Genomic DNA, 25122 nt, shown 5'->3' on the forward strand with positions numbered 1-25122 from the left:
TTAGGTAGCCAGATCGATGTACTGTAAAATAAGGCCCTTGGAGAGCAGCGTCCAACCATCAAGCACCACAAATAATATCAGTTTAATAGGAACCGATATGGTTATGGGGCTCATCATCATCATGCCCAAGGCGAGCAGAATGCTTGAAATTAATAAATCCACCACCACAAACGGCAAATAGAGATAAAAACCTATCTTGAAGGCGTTTTTTATTTCACTTAGGGCATAAGCCGGCAGCAGGGCCAGCATCGAGGGAGAGGAAAGCGTATCCTCAATATCGTTATCCTCATTTTTTTGTGATTGCGCTTTTTCAAAAAAACGGGCCAGATCGGGGTCGGTGTATTTTTGCAAATAGTCCTTATAGCCATCCAGACCGTTTTCCATAAAGTTCATCACGGATTCCGAGTTGGCCATATCCACGCCTTGATCGTGAAACGACTGATAGGCGTCGCGGGCCACGGGCGCCATAACGAATAACGCCAGCAGCAGCGCCACCCCGTTGAGCGTCATATTAGACGGCACCTGCTGCAAACCCAGCGCATTGCGCACCATGACAAAAACGATGGAGAATTTGATATAACAGGTGCCGGACGCAATCAGGAACGGCAATAACGACAAGAACGATAATGTGCCGATAAGACCTATATCAGTGTTCATTGGCAGGGTCCTGGTGTAACGACATTATCTCAACCCCAAGCCTGTCCTCCAGTTGCACCAGTTCACCCATCGCTAACACATGGCCGTTGGCCCGGATTTCTATATTCTTTTCACCGGACGGATCGATTTCCAATACCTGACCTTTAAACAGCTGCTGCAGCTCACCGATAGGCAGATAACGCCGCTGCAGGATAAACTCCACCTTCAACGGTACCGCCGCCAATACGCCGGAAACCGGTTCTGTTGCCGGGGACGTCATGGCATCCCCCTCCGGCAGGTTGCCAAGCTGATGGTTCTCTTTCATCATAATCATCTCTTCTTTTTGCCAATAAGTGCCGATTGTCATCCCCTGGCAGCGCACCTGGTGTTCCGCCTTGTTGATAAGCAAAACATCGCCAACGGACAGTTGTTTCGCCAGGGCCCCGGGTAAACGGCTTGAGCCGATAATCCACTCCACCGCCAACGGCATCCCGGACAGGCTCGCGCCGGTGGATCGAGGTTGCATTACCAGGCTGGCGGCGATGTCGGTTATCCACAGCGTACATTCCCGGGCGGATACGCGGGGTAAGGGTTTTGAATATTCGCCACCCAACTGGATAAAACCTTCGGCCCGCAGTGCGCGGTACGTCAGGGCGCTGTGGGCAAAGGTCAACGGGCGCGATCGGAGATTGAACAACGCCATGATTTTTTCGTCGTCGCAGGCGGCGCCGGCGAGAGTCGCCAGCTCAGGAAATTCATGGCACAGCCACTCCCTGGGATCCATGAACGCCCGCCAGACGCCGCCATCGGCGCTGACCAGCATACGAAGGCCGACAGGTGCCGGCGTCTCCAGGGAGACCGTGATATCCTGCGCCCGCCAGCCCGCCAATACGCATTGCCAGAAGATCTGCGCCCGGGGCAGAGACCGCAGTTGCCGATAGCTCACTGATCCTCTCCCGCATCCTGGTCGTGCTGCTGTCGCCGCTGCTGTTCACGCTCGGAAGCGGGTTGTACCAGATAACCCCGCGCCTCGCTTTGGTTCGCCAGCAGATTTTCCTCGACGGTTCTATTGGACGGGGCCAGTATCGTCGAACCCTGGAATGCAATCTTTACCTGATTGACTTCCGTGGCTCCTGTGCCGAGCGCCTTACCGTTATTAAATGTATAGAGCAGCGTGCCGCCGCGATCGCCGTCGTGGCTTTTAGTTTCGGGCGCGAATTGAGCGGTATTATGCCGTTCATTCAACAGCGGCTCGGGCGTTTTTAACTGCGCCGGCGCCGATTCTCCCGCCGGGCGCGCGTTCACCGGAACACCGGCGGACATAAGGCCGTTAAAGGAATTATCGTCTCCCTCGCCGGCTCCGACAGACCGGGTATCGGGCAGGTCGGCAAGCCTGGGTTCGGCGGCATTAGCCGCCGCGGGCAACAAAACGTCCCCCGACGGGACGGCGTCTTTGGCCGCCGGCGGCAACGATGTTTCCCCCGCGGCGGCGGCTTTTAACCGGCGGCGGCCTTCCATATCTGCCAACGCGCCCCGGATATCCTGTCCCGCGCCATGACGGTTTTCAAGCCGGGATGCGATTCTATTTCCCCCCATGGCCGCAGGCTCCGGCAATGGCATGACGCCCGGTGCCAGGGCACCTGCTTCGCCGTCAAGGCCGGGCTGCTTCTTTTTCCTGCCGGCGCGATCCTTCCGAGACAGCTCTTGTCCGGGCGATGCCTGTGCGGCGGAGTCCGGCGGCGGGTTGGCCTGGGATGGATACGCTCCATTGCCGGCAACGATCTGTTTAATATCAACAGCGGTTTGCCGGTCGCTGAACGAATCGGCGTAAACATGTGCTGAGGTCGTTAAGATTTCCACGTAATGATCTCCTGCATTTCATTTTCTTCCTGGCGTAACCGGACGACTCTGCGCTGCTGTCGCTGCCGGTCGGCCCAACGCTGATATTTTTCCTGCTGCCGATGCCAGTGCTGCCGGCGGGCCTGCATCTCGCGCATCTGCTGACCGAGCTCCTCCATCTCCTGATGAAGCTTTTTTTCCTGGAGCTGCATATCATGAAATTTCCGGCGCAAGACTGCCAGGCGGCGCTGGCGCAAAAATAGCTGCGCCCGATCCAGCTGGCCTTGCGGCCGCTCCAGTTCGATTAATTGCCGCACCCCCTCGTTATGCCGCCGCAGCGCGGTAATCTCATCGATAAAACCCTGCCGGCGCCGTTCGTCGCTGGCCAACTGCAGTTCACAGCGCTGCCGGCTGACATCACAACGGCCGATCAGGGTTTTTATCTTATGAAATAACGTCATACATCCCCTGCAGCGTCGCCGTGAAATCGGTGGCCTCGGCGGTGGATTGACAAAGAAAATCCCGCAATGCCTGGCGTTTGTTGATAGCGCGGTCGTTTTCGGGATTTTCGCCGGGTTTGTATTCGCCGAGATCGAGAAAAATTTGCAGCTCCTCAAGCTTGGCCAGCAGTTTGCGGATCCCCCCACCATAAGCTGCTGGTTATTGTCCGTCACCTGGCCGGAAACCCGGCTGATGCTGCGCAGCACGTCGATGGCCGGGTAATGGTTTTGCATCGCCAATTTCCGGCTCAGATAAATATGCCCGTCGAGGATGGAGCGTATTTCATCGGCGATGGGGTCCGGCTCGTCGTCGCTTTCCAGCAGTATGGTGTAGAAAGCGGTTATGCTGCCGCGCCGGGTATTGCCCGGCCGTTCAAGGATGCGCGGCATGGCATCGAACACCGAGGCGGGATACCCCCGGCGCGCGGGGGCCTCGCCGGCGGCTAGGGCCACATCGCGCAGGGCGCGGGCATAGCGGGTGATGGAGTCTAGAAACAACACCACTTTTTTGCCACGATCGCGGAAATACTCCGCTACGGTGGTGGCGACCATGGCGGCGTTGCAGCGATCCAGGGAGGAGTAGTCCGAGGTGGCGTAAACCAGCACCACCCTGTCCTGCCGTCCGGAAAGCCGCAATGCTTCGGTAAACTCGGTGACTTCCCGTCCGCGTTCGCCGATAAGGCCCACGACGAACACATCCGCGTCGGACCGTTCAATAAGCATATGCATCAGCACGGTTTTACCGCAGCCGGCGGAGGCGAAAATGCCGACCCGCTGGCCGCTGCCGCAGGTCAATACGCTATCGATGGCGCGAATGCCGGTAATAAAAGGCGAACGGATGCCAATACGCTGCTGATAAGAAGGCGCATCGGCATCTATGGGCCTGATTTCCGGCAACAGTCCCTCATACGGCTGGCAGAGCCGTTCGGTGATAGCACCTTGCGGATCAATAACCGCCCCCAGCAGGGCATCGCTGACGCCTACCGTCAGCTGCGCGCCGGTGGGATGCAAGACCACATCCCGCGACAGGCCGCGACCGTTGCCGATTAAACTCAGCACGGTACGTTCATGATGGAATCCCATGACCTGGGCGCGGGCAATCACCTCCGATGAGGTCCAGCTGCGGCGGATTTCGCAAATCTCTCCCACCTTGACGCCCGGCAAAGCCGCTTCAATGATAGGGCCGGCCAGCCGCAGGGGCATGGCCTGCCGTTGCAACAACCGCAAGGTGCCGGTCATTTACTGCATGACCTCGACAAAACGTTCAAGTCTCTCAAAAAAGCCGCTCAGGGCAACCGCGAAATTCTGTCCGCTGTTCATGCACATGGGTTTCAGCAGGGCTTTGAGTTCAAGGTAGCCTTCGTTCCTGGATAAATGAAACTGTTCGCCGCGGATAAATTCAGCGCCGCTCATCAATTCGTCAAGCAGGGCATGCGCCCGCTGCTCCAGAATATTATCGCTATATTCCGCCAGTCGCGACCACAGCCAGATATCCTCTTCCTGACTGCTGATATAGATACTTGGCAAATCATTAAAATCAAGGGCGATTGTGGAATGACTATCAAAATTACTCAGCAGATTCGGATCGCAACCGCTTTCTAATAGTGCTTCACGGACCAGCTCTGCAATATCAACATGCATGTATTATACTCCAAGGTTAATTAGATAGTTTTGATAACATTGACATTGACAACCTCTGTCAATTCGCCAAAAGACATCACTTCAAGGTCGCGGAATCGTGTTTCAATCAATTTTTGACAAAACGGCGAATATCCACCGACGTCAATAAAACCATGTCTTTATGTGCAATCAATATGTTTTCTAAACCTACAGTAAATAGATCCATTAATTCATCTGAAATTGCCGGTTCTAGATTAAGAAAAGCGCCCGAGGAGGTGTTTCTGATACCGCCCCGAATCGTTTCTTCAACTTCTGCTGAAATAATTATCGCCCTAAGCTCATTATTAACAGCGAATTTATGGCAAATATAGCGCGCCAGCGTATTGCGCACATGCTCAACCAGGGTGATAACATCCTTCTCTCGCGGCGCCCACAAGGCCAGCGATTCCATAATAAGCTTCATATTGCGGGTGGATATCCGCTCGGTTAACAGCCGTTGCAGCACTTCGGCGATACGTTGTACCGTGGCGTGGCGCAGTACTTCCTTCAACAGGTCGGGATATTTGCTTTCCATCATGTCCAGCATGTGCTTGGTTTCCTGCACGCCGAAAAACTCATTGACATGGTGGGTAAGCAGCACCGAGAAACAATGATAAATTTCATCGATCGCGGAGCGTAACTGGTACCCTAATTGTAATAACGTTTCCTGCGCCTGTCGCAGCACCCAGATAGCGTCATTTTCCTTTCGGGTTTCAATGCCCAATTGATACAGCTCATCGGTGCCGTTTACCACTCTCATCAAATTGAAATGGATAGTGAACGCATCCGCGCGAATCTCATTGATCAAGACCACTACCGTTTGATCGTCCACATTATCCGAAGCGCGCAGCATCAGTTCCGGCAATTTGACGCCATAGTCCACAAAAAACTGGCTGCGGAGCCGTTCGCATAGCTGCTCTTTTTCCAGCACGGCGTGGTTGCCCCGGGAGACGAGCAGGATCAACGCGACGGTTTCGGCGGTCATTTTATCGAGATCGTTGATAATGCCCAATTGGCTTTCCATGCCGGGATTTTGTCCGGGCGTTCCCTCTTGGAACGCCATGGAGGAAGAAGCGGCGCTCCCGCTGGCCCGCCGGCTTTGGCGATGCTTGTAATAGAACAGACCGCTAAGCGCCACCGCCAGCAAAATGAACACCGGCATGGGGAATCCCGGCAGCATACCGATGCACAGCGCCAGCATGGCGGTCACCACCAGGACAAACGGATTGCCCAGCAGCTGGTGCATGATGGTGCGGCCCATGTTGTCGCCGTCCCCGTTGACCCGGGTGACGATCAGGCCGGCGCTGATGGAGATGAGCAGTGCCGGTATCTGGCCCACCAGCCCGTCGCCGATGGTTAACATGGTATAGGTGGCCAGCGCCGTGGACATGTCCATATGGTGCTGGTTCATCCCCACCGCCATACCGCCGATAAAGTTAACGAAGGTGACGATAATGCTGGCGATGGCATCGCCCTTGATGAATTTCATCGCACCGTCGTAGGCCCCGTACAGCTGGCTTTCCCGCTCAAGCACGCTGCGCCGCTCGCGGGCGCCGTCCGCATCGATCGTGCCGCTTTTGAGATCGGCGTCGATACTCATCTGTTTGCCGGGCATACCGTCTAGGGAGAAACGCGCGGCCACTTCCGCCACCCGTTCCGAGCCCTTGGTGATAACGATAAACTGCACCACGGTCACGATGGCGAAAATCACGAATCCCACCACCAGGTTGTCGCCGATGACGAACTGGCCGAAGGTGGCGATGATCTCGCCCGCATCGGCGTTGGTGAGGATAAGGCGCGCGGTGCTGATGGTGAGCGCCAGCCTGAATAACGTGGTAATCAGCAGTACGGAGGGGAAGGTGGAGAAGCTCAGGATACGCTCGATATAAAAAGCGCCCATGAACACCAGTACGGCTATAACGATATTAAGGCCGATCAAAAAGTCCACTAAATAAGTTGGTAATGGAATAATGAGCATAGCGATGATCATGATAACCAACGCTAAAATCAGCAGCTCCGGCCGAGAATGTATATTATGCAGTAATTTATTAAACACGTAACTATTCCATTACCAGTTATAAATATGATGACGGGTATAATGAATTATTTTCTTCTTCTTTCAAACTTTTCATGCCGATAGGCAATAGAGGCGAAAGATTGCAGATCCCTAAGCAGCTTGAATGCTGACTCAGCACAGTCAAATAATTCATGGGGCAATGATTTGCATGCCTGAAAAAGCAATTGCAAAATAGCCGATCGCTCTTTATGGTAAGCCAACATAAACGTGTCGCCTAATAATAAATGAAGATGATTTCCTATCTCTTCCGGATATTCCAGAAGTGAAAACAGCAGCATCAGCCATTCTGGTTCGCTTTTATTCAAACCGGCCATCGTATTACTGCCCATTATTTTTTTGATGAAGAGTTCATCGCCGGACCGAATGAGCTTTACCTGGCTCAGCTTGCCGATAAGGTCGCCGAACTCCAGTTTTGAACAGCTTGGGTCCTGCGAATCAATATCCGTCAGCAGAGACGCTTTGATAAAATCCAGCACCACGCCGCGATATTGATAACCATAACAGGAGATCCAATCTTTGTAATCCTCGATGGCGTCCTGATCGTTTTGCAGAAAACGACGGTAGCTGCTGCGCAATAAAGAGGGTTTCAGCGCCAGGTATTTCTGACCGAAAAGGCGTGCTTTCAGCGCGCAATTGATGCCCGCCTTAGACTCGCGGGGATTGGCTTGCGCCACCACTTCATCAAGCAGGGCTTTAAGCCTTTCCTTCACGGTTTCGCTTAATTTGTGGCGCAACAGCTCCCGCAGCACCATGATCAAATCGCTGTCGTCGGGAAACATGGATCGGGCGTAAAGCAGCAGATTCACCAGAGATTCTTCTTTTACCGATGCGACCTTGAGCAGTGATTTGGCTTTCGGTATCGCATCTTCCTCCAGTACCCGTTCAAAACCATCGGACAGGGATTCCCCTTTTTTATCAAAAAGACGCCTGTTGGCGAATTGGGACGCCAGAGCCGACATTTCGTCGCTGGATTGAATAAACTTCAACAGCTGCCCGACCGGCGCCTCCTCGCTTTCCAAATGTTCGGCCAAGTCATGCGCCGCTGTCGGTGCCGTATGCGGTTTTGTCTCCGCCCGCGCCGGACTGCTGAAAGCAACGGGTTGAGGCAGCGGGTTATTGATGCTCAGCGCCATTTTTGACTGTCCAGGTAATTGCGGGACCAATCGGGTAGATTGTCGTTCTCGCGGTTGCTGACGTTACCCCTGGCGAATTCCCCCGCATCCGTCGACAGGGGCTCGGTAATCTCACGGGGCTGTATCAGGAAAATCCGTACGGTATTGGACTGGCTCTCCTGCGTGTAGCGGAACAGGCCGCCGATCAGGGGGATATTGCCCAGAACCGGTATCTTCCCTACCTTGCCGCTGGATTCATCCCGCGTATAGCCGCCCACCAGCAGGCTCTTCCCCTTGGGTACCCGCGCCACGGTGCTGATATGGGTGCGACCGACTTTAGGCAGCAGCGCCTGTGCCGATTCATTATTTTGCGGTATCTCATTGCCGTCTTCGATATTCAGCACCATCTCTATTTGCCCGTCGGCGGCAAAGCGCGGCAGCACGCTTATCATGGTGCCGTAAGTGACATGCTGCAGATCGGCGAACCGCTCGCCCAACAGCTCGGTATAAAAGGTGCGGTTATTGTCAAACAGCGCCGGTACGTTCTCCTGGGTCAGCACCACCGGACGGGAAACGATATTGGCCCGTTTTTTTTGCGACAGGGCCTGTATGGAGGCAACGAAGCGCCCGCCGTCCAGCGTGGAATAGGAGCCCTGGTTGAAGGTGGCGCCCAATTGGCTGCCGATCTTGACGCTGCCCTGCCAATCAACGCCCAGTTGATCCAGATCCTCTTTTTGCAGATCCACGATCCACAGCGACAGCTCCACATGGCGTTTGGCGATATCCAGCGCCGACACCAGATTGGTCACCAGTTGCACCTGCCTGGGCGTGCCTTTTACCAGCAGGCTGTTGGTATCGGGATTGGCGATAACGTTGATTGCGCCGGTTCCGGTGCCGGCCTCGGCGCGCAGCGCTTCAGCCAGGCTCGATCGGGGCTGGTACTCCATACCCCGCGCCCCGATATTCTCTTGGTTGAACGCCGGCATCGCCGGCGCCGGCATGCCGTCGGGCACCAGATTCATCACCTGGGGCTGTACCGTTTTTTCCCCCTTTTTGGTTTCCCCGTGCAGCAGCCGGTCTATCACCGTGGCGATGCCGGGGATAGTGATTTTCTCGCCGCGGGATTCATAGGTCCGGTCGCCGACAAAGGTATTGCTCAGGCGGATAACCGCGGTCTTTTCGCCGCCGCTCGCCGTTTCGGGCTGCTCGTCCATAAACTTGGCGGTATTGAGCACCAGGTCCACATACACCGGCGGGCCGGAAACATAGAACGTACCGCTATTGTCGTCGCCGCGCAGCGCATAGCGCTTGTCGTAAAGCTGCGAATTGCGCAGAAAATTATTCAGCGCGCTGAAGGAGGTATTGCGCAGCGACATGACAGAGTTGCGCATTTCACCGGCGTCGTACACATAAACGGCCTGGCCGTCGTGATACCAGATGAGCCCCAACTGTTGCGATATCTGTTCCAGCAAGGCTTGCGGGTGACTGAAATCAAACTCGCCGCTGATGTGTTTGCGCGCGGCAAGCTTGCTGACAATCACCGGCTTGCCGAGGCGCGAGGAGAGCGCGTCGAAAAACATTTTCAGCCCGTCTTTATTGGCGATATACCCCTCGGCGCCGGCGCGACCGCCGTCAGCGTCGGTGAGAACGCTGTCGGCAAAAGGCGCCGCCTGAAGGTGAGCGGATAGCAGGCCGCCGGACAGGCACCAGCATATGAATGTTAATCTAAAATAGCGTAGCGATTTCATTTTTCCGATTTCTTGTTGATCATGTTCCACAAACCCCTGGGAGAGACGCCGAAAGCATCTCTGATATCGTTGGAAAGATGCGAAGATGAGGCATAGCCGTATCGCATGGCCACCTGGGTCAGACTTTGACCCTCTTCCACCACATCCAATAACGCCCTGGCTATGCGCCAGCCGCGCAATTCACTTTTCGCCGAATTGCCCAGGGCAGTGCGGCATAAACGTCGAAAGTGGGAATAAGACAAACCGTAACGCGCGCCCAGCTCTTGCAGCTTGCCGTTATTCACCGATTCATTGAGCAAAAAACGAATCAGCCAATACCATTCGGTCCGGCGCAAAAAAGAGGCCAAGGTCGCCATTTCCGCGGGCAGCGTATGGGTCTGCGATAATAACCAGCGCTCCACGTCGCCGCAGGATGCGATATGCGGATAATTGTTCAGTTCTATGGATTCCCAGTGTTGCGGCTGCTCATATTTCAACGTTAGGTTTTTTGATTCATCAATAAAGACCTGCAATTTCACCAAGGCAAATAAAGGCAATTCCTGCTGCTTCATGGCGCCGAATATCACCTCGATATTGACGCGGTTCATCATCAATATGCCGCGCCAGCCGCGGGGCAAATCAAGACAATGGGATTCCCGTGCGCCGTGAAAATGAAAGCGACACCCTGTTTCACCGGTTTCAAACAGCCAGCATTTTGGCGAATTAATATCCTCTTTAAAGGTTGCCGACAGCAGTCTTTCGGGAGCAATAATATTTTCCTTGTGCATTATTAGTCCCGCTCTTCTTTGATTTACCTTAACATTCATTATGATGCCTATCTATTTTGTAAAAATCATGATGAGAATCTGATTCGTGGTCAAATATTCATTATTTTATAAGGCATAGCGAAATATAATAAAACCTAAATAGCCTCGCTGTTTGATCAAGGTGAAGGACTTTATTCATCCTTAACGATTGAAGCAATTAGCGAGTCAAATGGGGCATTTCGCTTTATTTATAAGTAAATTTAATTATGTATTAGTAACACCTTTCAACCTGGGGCTGACGGGATATTTTGCCGGCACCGCGTGCGCGTTTCCTGGCCCTCCGGCCGGGAGCTTTCATAATGATCCCAAACACGTTTGGCGTAGCGCCGCCGCAAATCCCGGCGATCGGCAGCCGTACCGGCATTGTAGGCCCCTACCGCCTCCCAGGAATAACCGTACCGTTTCATCATATCCGCCAGTACCGACGCTCCCACCATGACGGAAAGGCAGCTGTCGTTATAAAGAAGATGCTCATCAATGCCCAGCGCTTTCAGGCGGGGCAAATGGGTGCTGTTTATCTGCATCAGGCCGATATCCCGGCTGCCGTTTTTGTTAAATCCCGTTGCCCGGGGATTCATATTCGATTCGGTCATCGCTATAGCCTGCAATAATCTGGCTTCGATGCGGAAATGGCGCTCCGCATCGCTCCAGCAGGTCGCGGACGCAGGGACTGAGGCCACTATCAGCAGCAGCAGGCAACACGTTCGACGGTAAGACATGATGCGCTCTTACTCCCCCGCCAGGCTATAAAGCTGTTTTACCCGCGGATCGTGACGCCATAACATCAAACAGCGTGAAGATGAGTGGCTTAAGCGGTCATACCATTTTTTGGCGGCGCGCAGCCCCTGGCTTTGCATGATAACAGGCAGCAGCGCCGACGGCATCGGATGCTCCGGCTGTTTCATCATTTGCGCGAATTGCTCCTTATCCGCCTCTGCGGGCTGAGAGAACAGGCGGGCATACAAGGTGTTGAAAAAAACAATCCCGTCGCTTTCATCGCCATGCCGCAGGTGATCGATCAATTCCTTCGCGCGGCAAGGCTGTCCTTCGGTGCAAAGAATAACCGCTTTCATGCTTAGCAGAACCGGATGCCGCTGGACGCGGTCCGGCTGCCCGTCCGCCATTTGCAGGGCGGCGGACGCGTTATCGTCGCAATACGCCAGCCACATCATCAATACCTGGATCGCCATCATCGCCGGCTGCATGCCATGGGCCTGCTGCGCGAAATGCCGCGCCCGTTTGATTTCGCCGACCAGGAATAAATGCCAGGCATAATAGTAGCTTACCGACGGGCAATCCGCCGCCGGCGTCAGGGCGGCGCGGAACATTTCCGCCGCCTGGCCCAATTGGGAATTCAGGCCGTGCAATACCCCGCCCAGCGCCAGCGCCAAAGGATGCCGCGGATCCTGCGCCAGTATCGTCTCCACCAGCGCGCCGCACTCCCGCAGCGCGCTGTCCAGCCCCTGCATCCCCATCTGCCCCAGGGCGAAATAGCACTCGGCCAGATGGCATAACACCTCCCTGTCCTCCGGCAACCGCTGCCGGCATTGCTGGAACAAGGAGAGGGCCAGGGACAGGCTCGCAGGGGTATATTGCAGGAAGGCCTCGCGCCCCGCCCGCAGCAGCATTTGCGGATCGCTCCCCCCCTGCGGTTTCTGGGCGTTTTCCTGCCGGTTCCCCAGGCTGGAAAGATGCCGCAGGAGTAAAGGCTTTAGCACGGCATTGATACTGTCGGCGTCCGGAGGATCGCCCAGGGCGATGCCGGTGCGGTGCATGACCACGTGATCGTGGACCCGTATCAGCTCCATACGCAGGCAAGGCCCGTCGCACAGCGGCAATTCATAGCCGGTAAGATAAAAATCGGGACGGATTTTTTCCAGCATATCCAGGGTCGCGAGTATGGTGCTGCAATTGTGCGTCAATGAGGATGGCAACACGTGCAGCCCCGCCGCCGCATAACCCGATAACTCCTGTACGATGGCATCATGGAGCCCCAGCGCTTGCGGCTGGCTGTTCAGTTTAAACGGCAGCACGGCGAATATACAGCTGGCACAGACCGGCCGCTCCGCCGGAACAGCTTTGGTGACCGGCAGGGAGAAACGATATCCCTTGCCGTAGACCGTATCGATAAAGCGCTGATGCTTACCCTCCTGCAAAATGCGGCGCAAGACATAGATACACCGGGTCAGGGACTCCTCGCCAACGTTGCCGCCAGCCCACACATTATCAATCAGCTGCTCTTTGGTCACGACCTCGCCGGCCGATTCCAGTAGTGATACCAGCACGGCCAACTCTTTCGGCGAGACGTTGATTTGCCGGGTTTTATGAAACAAAACGCGTGAAGGCTGTAGAATAAAATCGCCAAAAGAGTATTGCGCTTTAATACGATTGATTACCTCTTTTCTCACCCTTTGATGGGGAGAGAGGGTTTCTCAGCATGCGGCTCATTTAATGATGTCATTGTAATTTAACACCCCAACGAAATTAATATACGCCTAATATTTATCACGACTCGCCTAAGAATATGATAAAATTCGTGTATGCTTCATAAATGAAACAGATTAACTATTATCTATTGACAGGCTGTGCAATTCATTTTTTATACGATCCTCGATGAATAAAATTAACACCGGGCATTAAATACTATGCAATAATTATCCACATCAATGATGTAATATATTTTATAAGCGAATAAGCTCACTGTTATCCTTTTTCAAATGTAATGATAACTAAAGCTTACAGATAAAAAGACATAACTTTTGCTGCGCAGATCAAAAATGTAAAATATTAGATTTACGACCGTTAACTTTGGTGCCTCTCAGCGTCATTAACACCGCCCATGCTTTCAGGTCTTAAAGAGTGTACCTTAAAACCTATTACCTCTTCAGGTAAAAATCACTAAGGATAATGACCGGTCGCTGCATCAGATTTCTGTCGAGTATATAGTGAGTATGCTTACAGTCAAATTAAGCAAAATGGTGATGTGTAAAGTTATGGCATCCGACGTTGCCGGAACGGGGAAGCGGAGATATTTCGGAATAAACCACGGTTGGAATAAACATTATACCCGTATAAATAATCATTATTTTAACATTTTTAACTTTTGTGAAACAAATTGCCATTGATGATTCAAACGCCGTTTTACGAAATGAAAAATATGACCTGCTAAAAAATACTTTCATAAACAAGGGACTAAATGGAATGAGGACAACAGGAAATTGCAAAATAAACTATTAATATCAAATCATTACGAATTTTGTCGTTCTTGGGTTCCTACCGCTGCCTGATAATAATCTTGATTTCATTATGCACATTGCACCAAATAAGCTTGGAAATTAATTCATCCCATTTATAGATGCCTGACAATTTTTACAGTTTTTCACCCGCTACCATCGCAAACTCGCAGGGAAAAGCCTGCATGGCCGACCTTAATCGAAGATAAGTGAAATGGTTTTTGTCAAAACTTTTACAGTAACTATGAGTAAAATACTTTATCCTTATTGAATCATTTATCTTATGATCATCACCTTTGGCCGCCCGTATCGCATGAAAACCCATTCAGCCTCCAAAATTAAATGGCGTAACGTCATACTGCTGTTAGTCCTGGTATTGCTTATCGTATTTCTGGTGTATTACTTTTTCTTTCGTCACGCCGCAGGGGATGGACGCGGCAAACCGGGTATGGACCTCGCCACGCCGGTGCATAGCGGCGTGGCGCGGCAAGCGGATGTGCCGGAGTACCTTTCCGCGCTTGGCACGGTGGTGGCCAATGCCACGGTCACCGTCACCAGCCGGGTGGACGGCCAATTGATGGCGGTCTATTTCACCGAAGGCCAGCAGGTTGCCAAAGGGCAGCTGTTGGCCCAAATCGATCCGCGCAGCTACCAGGCCACCCTTGAGCAATATCAGGGCTCCCTGGCGCAAAACCAGGCCCTGCTGAAAAGCGCCCAGCTGACACTGGCGCGCTACAAAACCCTGTACGCGCAGGACTCCCTGGCCCGGCAGGATTTGGATACCCAGACCGCCACCGTGGGCCAATACCTCGGCGCCATCAAAGCCGACCAGGCGCAGATTGATGCCGCCAAGCTTGATCTTGAGTATGCCCGCATTACCGCGCCCCTGTCCGGCCGGGCGGGCCTGCGTTTGGTGGACCCCGGCAATATGGTGCACAGCAGCGATACCACGGGGATTGTGACCATTACCCAAACCCAGCCCATCGCGGCAACCTTCAGCGTGCCGCAGGTCTATTTGCAGACCTTGCTCCAGGCGCTCCGCCAGGGCAACGGCCTGCCCGCCACCGCCATAGATCAGGACGGCGTGACGGTATTAGCCCAGGGCAAGCTTAACTTTATCAGCAATCAGATCGACAGCGATACCGGCAGTATCAAGCTGAAGGCGATTTTTGATAATAAAGACGAGCGCCTCTACCCTAACCAGTTCGTAAATATCCGCTTACAAACCGGCACGCTGGCAAAGGCGACGGTGATTCCCGCCCAGGCGTTGCAGCTGAGCAGCGACGGCGATTTTGTCTATATCATCAAACCCGACAATACCGTGGCACGCCAGGCGGTGAAGACCGGGCCGACCTTCGGCGACGATATGCAGGCCATTCTTTCCGGTGTGGCGCCTGATGACCGCGTGGTGACCGAAGGTATTGATCGTTTGAAGACCGGCAGCAAAGTGTCGGTGGTGAACAGCGCACCGGTGGGCACCGCCGCGCCGGTCCCGGAAAAAGCCCGGGATGCCGCCGGCTCCCCGGAGCATAAGGCCATCCAGAATAAAAGCGTGACCGCGCAATGAATCCATCCCGTCTGTTTATTGAGCGTCCGGTCGCCACTATCCTGTTGATGATCGGCGTGCTGATAGCCGGTATTTTCGCCTATCGGCTGCTGCCCACCTCTGCGTTGCCGCAGGTGGATTATCCCACCATCCAGGTCACCACGCTTTATCCCGGCGCCAGTCCGGATGTGATGGCATCTGCGGTTACCGCTCCGCTTGAGCGGCAACTGGGCCAGATGGCCGGCCTTAGCCAGATGTATTCCGCCAGCTCCGGCGGCGCGTCCACCATCACCCTGAAATTTTCGCTGGATTTATCACTTGATGTGGCGGAACAGGAAGTACAGGCAGCCATCAACGCCGCCAATAGCCTGCTGCCGGACGATTTGCCCAATCCGCCCACCTATAAGAAGGTCAATCCGGCGGATACCGCGGTGATTACCCTGGCGGCCACATCCGATACCTTGCCGTTAATAAAGGTACAGGATCTGGTGAATACCCGCATCGCGCTGAAGCTGTCGCAAATTTCCGGGGTCGGCATGGTGACGCTGGCCGGCGGCCATCAGCCGGCGATTCGGGTGCGGATGGATCCCCGGGCCCTGGCGGCGCGCAACCTGACGCTGGAAGACGTCAATACCCTGATTGGCAACAGCAATGTCAACGGTTCCAAAGGGGGATTCGACGGCAAGCACCACTCCATTACCATTGATGCCAACGATCAGCTGCGCACCGCGGCGCAATACGGCGATTTGATCCTTTCGTATCAGAACGGCGCCGCTCTGCGCCTGCGGGATATCGCGCAGATCGATGAGGCGGAAGAGAACATTTACCAGTCCGCCTGGGCAAACCGGCAGCCGGCCATTATCATCAGCGTCCAGCGGCAGCCCGGCGCCAACGTGATATCGGTGGTGGATGCCATCAAAGCGCAGCTTCCCACCCTGCAGGCGGCGTTGCCGGACGGGGTCAAGGTCACGGTTTTATCCGATCAGACCCAGACCATCCGCGCCTCCATCAGCGATGTACAGTTCGAATTGCTGCTGTCGATAGCCTTGGTGGTAATGGTAACGTTCCTGTTCCTGCGCAACCTGGCCGCCACCCTGATTCCCAGCATCGCCGTGCCGCTGTCCCTGGTGGGGACGTTCGGCGTCATGTATCTGGCGGGCTTTAGCCTAAATAACCTGTCGCTGATGGCCCTGACCGTCGCCACCGGCTTTGTCATAGACGATGCGATAGTGGTGGTGGAGAATATCTCGCGCCGGCTGGAAGACGGGGAGACGCCGATGCAGGCCGCCCTTAATGGCTCGGCGCAAATCGGCTTCACCATTATTTCACTGACGTTTTCCCTGATCGCCGTGCTGATCCCGCTGCTGTTCATGGGGGACGTGGTGGGGCGCCTGTTCCGGGAGTTCGCCATTACCCTTGCGGTATCGATCCTGGTATCCATGGTGGTGTCGCTGACCCTGACGCCAATGCTGTGCGGCTATCTGCTGCATCATATTCCGGAGGAGCGGCAGAGCAGGTTCAACCGCAAGGGCGGGCAAATTTTCGATAAGCTGATTGCCGGTTACGATCGCCTGCTGTCCATTGTGCTGGATCACCAGACCCTCACCCTGCTGGTGGCCCTGGCGACCCTGCTGTTTACCGCGCTGCTGTATGTTATCGTGCCGAAAGGATTTTTCCCTACCGAAGACACCGGGCTTATCCAAGGCATCACTATCGCCTCCCAGGATGTCTCATTTAAGGAAATGGCCACGCGCCAGCAGCGGCTGGCGGACGTTATCCTGAAAAATCCCTCGGTGGAAAGCATCTCGTCCACCATCGGTATCGACGGCAACAATACCAGCCTGAACAGCGGGCGGCTGCAGATCAATCTCAAACCGTTCTCCGATCGGGACCTGCGGGCAACGGAGATCATTCAACAGCTCTCCACCGCCGCTCAAAACGTCGCCGGCATCCGGCTTTATCTGCAATCGTCCCAGGATCTTACGGTGAACGATCAGGTCACCCCCAGCCAGTATCAGTTCACTCTTGATGATGCCGACAGCGAAAATCTGGTGACCTGGACGCCCAAAATGGTGGCGGCATTGCAAGGGCGGCCGGAGTTCAGCGACGTAGTGAGCAATCTGCAAGACCAGGGTCAGGTGGCGTATGTGGAGCTGAACCGCGATGAAGCGGCCCGTTACGGCATTACCGCCGCCGATGTGGATACCGCGCTGTACAACTCCTTTGGGCAACGGCTGGTGTCCACCATATTTACCCAAGCCAATCAATATCGCGTGGTGCTGGAAGTTGAACCGAAATTCCAGCAGTCGCCGGCGTCGCTGGACGATATCTATCTGGCCGCCGGTTCCACCAGCAGCACCGATTCTTCCAGCGGCACCAGCACGTCAAGTACCTCCGGCAGCTCCACATCTTCCAGCAGCACGAGCAGCACCACCACCAACGATTCCGGTTCCTCTTCCACTACCACCGGCATGGTGAAGCTCACCTCCATTGCCCATGTGCATCTGCGCACCGGTTCGCTGGTGTATGCCCGGCTTAATCAATTCCCGGCGGTCACGCTCTCGTTTAATCTGCGGGACGGTTATACGCTGGAGGATGCCCAAAAGGCCATCGCCAGCGTCAGCAAGCAGATGAAGCTGCCTGACACCATTACCCTGCGTTACCAGGGGGAGGCCTCGGCGTTCCAAAGCTCCACCGACAACACTCTTTGGCTCATCCTGGCGGCGCTGCTGACTATGTATGTGGTGCTGGGCATCCTTTATGAAAGCTTTATCCACCCGGTAACCATTTTATCCACCCTGCCCTCGGCGGCGGTGGGCGCCCTGCTGACGTTGCTGTTCGCCAATACCGAGTTCAGCCTGATCGCGTTAATCGGCGTCATTCTGCTGATAGGCATTGTGAAAAAGAACGCCATCATGATGATAGACTTCGCCCTTGAGGCGGAGCACAAGCAGCATCTCTCCCCCCGTGACGCTATTCACCAGGCCTGCCTGCTGCGCTTTCGTCCCATCATGATGACCACCATGGCGGCCCTGCTGGGGGCCCTGCCGCTGATGCTGGCCCATGGGTCGGGGGCGGAGCTCAGGCGGCCGCTAGGGCTGGTGATAGTCGGCGGTCTGATATTCAGCCAGGTGCTGACCCTGTTCTCCACGCCGGTTATCTATCTGGGATTTGACCGGTTGTCCCAGCGCAGCCGGCAGGTATGGCAGCGGTTCGGCCGGCAGGCGCGCTAATGAATATTTCCAGGGTATTTATCTTCCGGCCGGTGGCCACCCTGCTGCTGACCGCGGGCATCCTGCTGCTGGGCATTCTGGGCTACCGGCTGTTGCCGGTGGCCCCGCTGCCGCAGGTGGATTTCCCCACCATTATGGTCAGCGCCAGCCTGCCCGGCGCCAGTCCGGAGACCATGGCCGCCACGGTGGCCACCCCGCTGGAACGCGCGCTGGGGCAGATCGCCGGCGTCAGCGAAATGACCTCCAACAGTTCCCAGAGCTCCACCAACGTCATTTTGCAGTTCGATCTTGACCGGGATATCAACGGCGCGGCGCGGGATGTGCAGGCGGCCATTAATGCCGCGCGCAGCCTGCTGCCCAGCAGCATGCCCTCGCTGCCCACCTACCGCAAGGCCAATCCGTCCGATGCGCCCATCGTGATGCTGGCGCTGACCTCCACCACCCGCAGCAGCGGCGAACTGTACGATTTGGCCTCGAGCCAGATCCAGCAGAAAATCGCCCAGGTGGACGGCGTCGGCCAGGTCTCGGTGGTGGGCAGCTCGCTGCCGGCGGTGCGTATCGATTTACGGCCGCAGATGATCACCCATTTCGGCCTCTCCCTGGACAGCATACGCAGCGCCATTGCCGACAGCACCACCAATCTGCCTAAGGGAATGCTGGAAGGGGATCATCAATCCTGGCTGGTGGACGGCAACGGCCAGCTGGATCAGGCCCGGGACTACCGCGCGCTGATTGTCAGCTACCGGGACGGCCACGCCGTGCGGCTGGGGGATGTGGCCAATGTCTACGACTCGGTGGAAGACAAATACAACGTCGGTTTTTACAACCAGACCCCGGCGGTGATGATAGGCGTTACCCGCCAGGCCGGCGCCAACATGTTGGAAACCATCGACGCCATCAAGGCCAGGGTGCCGGCTTTGGCCGCCACCCTGCCCGGCGACGTCAGCCTGAATATCGTCATCGATCGCTCGCCGACGATTCGCTCATCCCTGCGCGCCACCGAAGAAACGCTGCTGATCGCCATCGCACTGGTGATAGGCGTGGTATTCATCTTTCTGCGCAACCTGCAGGCGGTGATAATCCCCGCGCTGGCGCTGCCGGTGTCGCTGATCGGCACCTGCGCGGTGATGTACCTGCTGGGCTATAGCCTGGATAACCTGTCGCTGATGGCGCTGATTATCTCCACCGGTTTTGTGGTGGATGACGCCATCGTGGTACTGGAGAATATCACCCGCTATATCGAGGAAGGGCTCGGTCCGGTACGGGCCTCCCTGAAAGGGGCGAAAGAGGTGAGTTTTACCGTGCTGGCCATGACGGTGTCGCTGGTGGCGGTGTTTATTCCCATCTTGCTGATGGGCAGTATCGTCGGGCGGCTGTTCCGGGAATTTGCCATTACCCTCACCGTCTCGCTGCTGATTTCCATGCTGCTGTCCCTGAGCCTGACGCCGATGCTGTGCTCGCGCCTGCTCAAGCGCAAGGCCCCGCCCACCCGCCGGCCGCCCCGCATTTATCTGCTGATCGAACGGGGCCTGGCGCGGATGCTGGCGGGCTATTCGCTGGGGCTGGCCTGGGTGATGCGCCATCAGGGATTCACGCTGCTGACACTGCTGCTCACCATCGTATTGAATATCTTCCTGTACACCGTGGTACAGAAAGGCTTTTTCCCCAACCAGGATACCGGTTTGCTGATGGGCATGCTGCGCGCCGACCAAAACGTGTCGTTCCAGCAAATGAAACCCAAGCTGGCGGAGTTCTCCAAGCTGGTGCAGCAGGATCCGGCGGTGGACGGCGTGCTGGCATCCATGGGCAGCGGCGGCTTCGGATCGCGTAATACCGCCAATTTTTTCGTGCATTTGAAAGACTTCAGCCAGCGGGACGCCGATGCCACGCAGGTGGCGAACAGGCTGAGCGCAAAAACCCGCAACCAGGCGGGCGTACAGCTGTTTTTGATGCCGGCGCAGGATTTACGCGTAGGCGGGCGCAGCGCCAACGCCTTGTATCAGTACAGCCTGCAGGCGGACGACCTGTCCTTACTGCGAATCTGGACGCCCAAGGTGGAGGCGGCGCTGGAAAAAATCCCGCAGCTCACCGGCGTGGACAGCGATGCCCAAACCGGCGGCCAGGAAGTGATGCTCAACATCGATCGCGATAAAGCCACCCGGCTGGGGGTGGACGTCAAGATGCTGGATACCATGTTGAACAATGCCTTCAGCCAGCGGCAAATCGCCACCCGCTATAAGACGTTGAACCAATACCATGTGGTGATGACCCTGAACAGCGATTTTACCGCCGACCCGTCGGTCCTCAACGATCTGCTGGTGGTGAACAACGACGGCAAACAGATTCCCCTGTCCGCTTTCGCCAGCTTCAGCGGCGCCAATACGCCTTTATCGGTGGCGCACCAGGGGCAATCCGCCACCAGTACGGTGGCGTTCAACCTGGCGGACGGCGTGTCGCTGGAGCAGGCGCAGGCCCTTATCAAAACCGCCATGGCGCAAATCGGCCTGCCGGATACCATCCAGTCCGGTTTCCAGGGCACCGCCAAAGCCTTTACGTCGCTGGCCGCCTCGATGCCCTGGCTGATTCTCGCGGCCCTGGCGGCGGTGTATATCGTGCTGGGCATGCTTTATGAGAGCTATATCCATCCCCTGACCATTCTTTCCACCCTGCCCTCAGCCGGCTTGGGGGCGCTGCTGTTATTGCTCATCACCGGCACGCAGCTGACGGTTATCGCCCTGATCGGTATTTTACTGCTCATCGGCATCGTGAAGAAAAACGCCATTATGATGATAGATTTCGCGCTGGCGGCGGAACGTAAGCAAGGGCTTACTCCGCAGCAGGCTATTACCCAAGCCTGCCTGATGCGTTTTCGACCCATCATGATGACCACTCTGGCGGCTTTTTTCGGCGCCTTGCCGCTGGCGCTGGGCGGCGGCGGCGATGCCGCTCTGCGCAGCCCGCTGGGGATGGCCATTGCCGGCGGCCTGGCGTTAAGCCAGCTGCTGACCCTGTTCACCACGCCGGTCGTGTATCTCTATATGGATCGCCTGAGCCGAGGCAGCCGACGAGTCTGGCGGCGCTACGCTAAGCGCGACGCGGTTTAACCTGACAATGACGATGGAATTATGCTAAAGAAACGCGGACTGCCTGCCATGAAGCTGCTCCCTTTGACCGCCGTGCTCCTAATGGCCGGTTGCCTCACCGGTTGTATGGTGGGGCCGGATTACCGGCGCCCAACGGTCCAGACGCCGGCACAGTTCAAACAGGCCAAGGGCTGGACGCAGGCGGTACCGCAGGATCAGACGGACAAGGGAGAGTGGTGGGGAGTCTATCGGGATCCGGTCCTGTCCGGGTTGCTGAGCCAGGTGAAGATCTCCAATCAGAACGTGGCGCAGTATGAAGCGCTGTACCGGCAGGCGCGGGCATTGAGCGCCGCCTCGCGGGCCAATCTTTATCCCACGGTAACCGGCACCGCGTCCAGCACCCGCAGCGGTACCGCCGGCAGCGCCGCCGCCACCCATAACGCCGAGGTCAGCGCCAGCTGGGAGCTGGATATCTGGGGTAAACTGCGCCGCACGCTGGAAGAGAATCAGGCCAGCGCGCAGGCCAGCGCCGCCGAACTGGCCAACATCACCCTGAGCGCCCAGTCGGAATTGGCGCAGGATTATTTCCAGCTGCGGGTTATGGATCAGCAAATCGCCCTCTATCAGCAAAGCGTCGAGGCTTATCAGCGCTACCTTCAGATCATAGACAATAAATACCGGGCCGGCAGCGAGTCGCGCGCCACCCTGGCCCAGGCGCAAACCCAGCTGGAGAGCGCCCGCGCCTCGGCGCTGGATCTGCAATGGCAGCGCGCGCAGCTGGAACATGCCATCGCGGTATTGATGGGCAAAGCGCCGGCGCAGTTCAGCCTGCCGGCCGCACCCCTGACCGCCGCCATGCCGCGCATACCGGTGGCATTGCCGGCGCAGTTGCTGCAGCGGCGGCCCGATATTGCTTACGCCGAGCGTAACGTCGCGGCGGCCAACGCCGCCATCGGCGTGGCGCAGGCGGCCTATTATCCCGACCTGACCCTGAGCGCCAGCGGCGGTTTCCAAAGTTCAGTGCTGCATAACCTGATTTCCATGCCGAACCGGGTCTGGTCGCTGGGGCCGGAACTGAGCGGCACCCTGCTGGATTTCGGCGCCACCAAGGCCGGCGTGGAGCAGGCGCAGGCCGCGTATGACGCAAGCGTCGCCAGCTATCGTCAATCGGTGCTGGATGCTTTCCAGGAAGTGGAGGATTATCTGGTGGAATTATCGACCTTGGCAGAGGAAACCGCCGCCCAACAGCGCGCCGCGGAATCGGCCCAGGAATCCGCCCGGGTGACTTACAATCAATACCAGGCCGGCATGATAGATTATCTCGATGTCGCCACGACGCAGAACACCAGCCTCTCCCAGCAGCAAAATCTGCTGTCCCTGCGCAGCACCCAGTGGGTGGCCAGCGTTCAGCTGATTGTGGCCTTAGGGGGTGGTTGGCATGGAGAAGGAGTGCAGCCCTAAGTGCCTGGCCGGTGTGAACCTTTGGGGTCCCCCCGGCCAGGATGGCGGAGTGAGAGCGCCGCCATCCGCGCCTGATTTCCTTTCATCGCCTGTGTCAGGCTTCTTCCGCTACCGGGGCCTTATTCTTTCCGGCGCTGGTGAGCTCCGGCCAGACGGCCATCAGCGTGGAAACGATATTATCCAGCTCTTCCTGGGTCGCCCCGTCACGGGCCTGCACCGCCATGCCCTGCATAATACACATCAGGTACTTGGCCAGCGTGGCAATATCGGCCGTGGGAGAGATATCTCCCTTGGCCTGCCGGGCCCGCAGGAAATCCGCCAGCATATTTTCCTGGAAATGATGGCGTGCGCGCAGCATTTGCGCCACATCGTCCGATTGTGAAGAAAGCGCCGCGGACGTACAGATAAGAAAACAGCCCGACGGCAGGTTTTTATCGGTATAGAGCGCCGCGGTATCGCGCATGAAATCTTCCGTTGCCTCCGACACCGTGCAGTTCGGATTGGTCAGCAGCGCCCTGCCCCGTTCGGCGAATTTAGTCATATAACGTTCAGCCGCCGCACGGAACAACCCTTCTTTATTGCCGAATTCACCGTACAGCGTCGGTGCCTTCGCGCCTGTTGCCTCAACCAAGTCGGCCAGCGAAGTCGCTTCATAGCCATGGCGCCAGAACAATTCAAGCGCCTTATCCAGCGCATCGTCACGATCGAACTGTTTTGGACGTCCGCGTCCCTTTTTGGCGGACACAACATGCTCAGTACTCATCAGGTCCTCTCTTAGCAAAAAATGCCATCACCATATAATTAATGATCGTTAAAAAAATTACAACCACTTTTTGTCAAAATGACAAAAATGGGGTAATTCATTAGCATCGTAACTATATTGTTGCTCCTTGCAGACGTTGGTTTTTATACCTCAAGCACAGAACGAACAAGCGAAACAGAATGGCGTTTCGTTCCCCAAATCAACATTATAACAATTATATTAACGATCGTTAAAATTTTAGTTGATCTCAGTCACAATTGCCAATATTATTTAATTATCGAACGTTAATAAAAAGTTAATTTAACGTAACTCACCTCTTCAAACGCCAAGGTCAGGCCGCCTGTTTCGACAGGTATGGCGCCTGAGCCTCAACCGGGACGCCAAAGGAGCGCGCAACCTTAACCGGGCAGCGAGGCAACCTTGCTGGGTACAAGAAAAAAAGCCCATAAAACAACGCGGTAAGTTTTATCTTAACGATCATTATATTATTTACTTGATCCTGCTTCACCCCTGTACTACCATTTACTTATCGAATGTTAATAAATTTGCGGCGTGATGAAAATAGTCATCTTTGCCGTAAGGAGTAAGCACCATGCGTAAGGTAAAAGCAGTAAGCCTGGCTATTGTCTTGGGGACGTTATCTTTCGGCAGCAGCGCAATGCAGATAACCACCCAGGGGACAGGTCCGGCGCAAGACACGGCCGTAAGAGCGAGCGCTGTCCTGGCCTCCTCGGCCAACGGCGCTTTGAATGAAAAAGCCGTACCGGACGGTACCCGTTCTTATCCGATGACTTCTGTTGCCGGCCAGCGGAATATGCACAGTACGTCGGTTGTGTATGAATAATGAGCCCCCGACAACGGCGGCGCATTTTTTATGCGTTACGGTCTATTTAAAATAGCGTTTGTTAATAGTTTGGCAAACGCTTTTTTTATGCAGTTCCGGCCTGTGTTTTTCAGGAATATTCCGCTAAAATAGACTAATCCGAAAAAACAAATAAATATTTAAATTAAGCCTTTTCTTATTTCCAAATAGCGAGTATGTTTATTCTATCCTCAAGAACTTCCTTTCCCGTCATTAATCGTAATTTGATACATTTGTAGTAACTATTTTTACGGTTAGTCTCATTGACCTATTATTCATTAAGGTTAATCATTACAGCGTATGCAATGATAAATTAACTGGAGCTTGCCAATGCGTCGTATTTTGACTTACCTCGGGATTATTATGCTCAGCGTTGCTTTAAGCGGCTGCATTTGGGGTGGACCGTGGGGCCGGGGCCATGGCGGCCATGACGGCCATGACGGCGGCGGATACCATCGCCATTATTAATCCGATTCTTTAAAAGCTGCCTTGAGAGCTGCGCCCCAACCCCCTGTGCGTTTCCCCGGTGTTTGGCGGCGCAGTTTTTTATGCCAGTGTATAGAT

The 25122-nt window shown here is 55.5% G+C and carries 17 protein-coding genes and 1 pseudogene; 5 read left to right on the forward strand and 13 right to left on the reverse strand.

The genetic code is table 11. The features are described from left to right. From GTU79_RS25455 to GTU79_RS25510, 12 genes and pseudogenes are all read right to left on the reverse strand, one after another. Entirely contained in the window at window positions 1-657 is a 657-nt protein-coding gene (locus GTU79_RS25455) for an EscR/YscR/HrcR family type III secretion system export apparatus protein (RefSeq protein WP_203520943.1), read from the reverse strand. Next, the gene (sctQ, locus tag GTU79_RS25460) at window positions 647-1582 is read right to left on the reverse strand and encodes a type III secretion system cytoplasmic ring protein SctQ (protein ID WP_203520941.1); all 936 of its coding nucleotides are present in this window, start codon (window positions 1580-1582) and stop codon (window positions 647-649) included. Before sctQ ends, GTU79_RS25455 begins: the two co-directional genes overlap by 11 nt. Continuing rightward, window positions 1579-2496 (reverse strand): hypothetical protein, encoded by a 918-nt coding sequence (locus GTU79_RS25465; protein WP_203520939.1) that lies wholly within the window; start codon window positions 2494-2496, stop codon window positions 1579-1581. Before GTU79_RS25465 ends, sctQ begins: the two co-directional genes overlap by 4 nt. Next, window positions 2484-2936 (reverse strand): hypothetical protein, encoded by a 453-nt coding sequence (locus GTU79_RS25470; protein ID WP_203520937.1) that lies wholly within the window; start codon window positions 2934-2936, stop codon window positions 2484-2486. Before GTU79_RS25470 ends, GTU79_RS25465 begins: the two co-directional genes overlap by 13 nt. Beyond that, window positions 2920-4214, reverse strand: a pseudogene (gene sctN / locus GTU79_RS25475) (type III secretion system ATPase SctN). Before sctN ends, GTU79_RS25470 begins: the two are co-directional and overlap by 17 nt. After that, entirely contained in the window at window positions 4215-4616 is a 402-nt protein-coding gene (gene spaK, locus GTU79_RS25480; protein WP_203520933.1) for an SPI-1 type III secretion system chaperone SpaK, read from the reverse strand. Window positions 4617-4722: 106 nt separating this feature from the next. Then, window positions 4723-6690 (reverse strand): EscV/YscV/HrcV family type III secretion system export apparatus protein, encoded by a 1968-nt coding sequence (locus tag GTU79_RS25485; protein WP_420854130.1) that lies wholly within the window; start codon window positions 6688-6690, stop codon window positions 4723-4725. A 47-nt stretch (window positions 6691-6737) separates the two neighbouring features. Then, entirely contained in the window at window positions 6738-7844 is a 1107-nt protein-coding gene (sctW, locus tag GTU79_RS25490; RefSeq protein WP_203520930.1) for a type III secretion system gatekeeper subunit SctW, read from the reverse strand. Next, window positions 7835-9571 carry a type III secretion system outer membrane ring subunit SctC gene (gene sctC / locus GTU79_RS25495; RefSeq protein WP_203520927.1) on the reverse strand — a complete coding sequence of 579 codons (1737 nt, stop codon included), beginning with the start codon at window positions 9569-9571 and terminating at the stop codon, window positions 7835-7837. The genes sctW and sctC overlap by 10 nt, the downstream gene beginning before the upstream one ends. Next, window positions 9568-10338 (reverse strand): helix-turn-helix domain-containing protein, encoded by a 771-nt coding sequence (locus tag GTU79_RS25500; RefSeq protein ID WP_253073427.1) that lies wholly within the window; start codon window positions 10336-10338, stop codon window positions 9568-9570. The genes sctC and GTU79_RS25500 overlap by 4 nt, the downstream gene beginning before the upstream one ends. A gap of 263 nt (window positions 10339-10601) precedes the next feature. Further along, complete coding sequence (locus GTU79_RS25505; protein WP_214513488.1) at window positions 10602-11096, reverse strand: transglycosylase SLT domain-containing protein; 495 nt, start codon at window positions 11094-11096, stop codon at window positions 10602-10604. Between the two features lie 9 nt (window positions 11097-11105). Beyond that, window positions 11106-12662 (reverse strand): winged helix-turn-helix domain-containing protein, encoded by a 1557-nt coding sequence (locus GTU79_RS25510; protein WP_214513489.1) that lies wholly within the window; start codon window positions 12660-12662, stop codon window positions 11106-11108. A 1261-nt stretch (window positions 12663-13923) separates the two neighbouring features. Here GTU79_RS25510 and GTU79_RS25515 point away from each other — a divergent pair. Genes GTU79_RS25515 through GTU79_RS25530 form a run of 4 tightly spaced genes read left to right on the forward strand, consistent with a single transcriptional unit; the run spans window position 13924 to window position 22933 of the window. Next, entirely contained in the window at window positions 13924-15177 is a 1254-nt protein-coding gene (locus tag GTU79_RS25515; protein ID WP_253073428.1) for an MdtA/MuxA family multidrug efflux RND transporter periplasmic adaptor subunit, read from the forward strand. Continuing rightward, the gene (locus GTU79_RS25520) at window positions 15174-18389 is read left to right on the forward strand and encodes an efflux RND transporter permease subunit (RefSeq protein WP_203520917.1); all 3216 of its coding nucleotides are present in this window, start codon (window positions 15174-15176) and stop codon (window positions 18387-18389) included. Before GTU79_RS25515 ends, GTU79_RS25520 begins: the two co-directional genes overlap by 4 nt. Beyond that, on the forward strand, window positions 18389-21493 hold the full coding sequence (locus GTU79_RS25525) for an efflux RND transporter permease subunit (protein WP_203520915.1): 3105 nt from the start codon (window positions 18389-18391) through the stop codon (window positions 21491-21493). Before GTU79_RS25520 ends, GTU79_RS25525 begins: the two co-directional genes overlap by 1 nt. 48 nt (window positions 21494-21541) lie before the next feature. Then, complete coding sequence (locus tag GTU79_RS25530; RefSeq protein ID WP_203520913.1) at window positions 21542-22933, forward strand: efflux transporter outer membrane subunit; 1392 nt, start codon at window positions 21542-21544, stop codon at window positions 22931-22933. A gap of 94 nt (window positions 22934-23027) precedes the next feature. Here GTU79_RS25530 and GTU79_RS25535 read toward each other — a convergent pair whose 3' ends face one another. Beyond that, on the reverse strand, window positions 23028-23696 hold the full coding sequence (locus tag GTU79_RS25535; RefSeq protein WP_203520911.1) for a TetR/AcrR family transcriptional regulator: 669 nt from the start codon (window positions 23694-23696) through the stop codon (window positions 23028-23030). A gap of 592 nt (window positions 23697-24288) precedes the next feature. On the opposite strand from GTU79_RS25535, the gene GTU79_RS25540 reads away from it, so the two are divergent. Continuing rightward, window positions 24289-24540 (forward strand): YdgH/BhsA/McbA family protein, encoded by a 252-nt coding sequence (locus GTU79_RS25540; RefSeq protein WP_203520909.1) that lies wholly within the window; start codon window positions 24289-24291, stop codon window positions 24538-24540. The last annotated feature ends 582 nt before the right edge of the window (window positions 24541-25122 follow it).

It is taken from the genome of Sodalis ligni (genome assembly GCF_016865525.2).
In the GTDB taxonomy this organism is placed as follows: domain Bacteria; phylum Pseudomonadota; class Gammaproteobacteria; order Enterobacterales; family Enterobacteriaceae; genus Acerihabitans; species Acerihabitans ligni.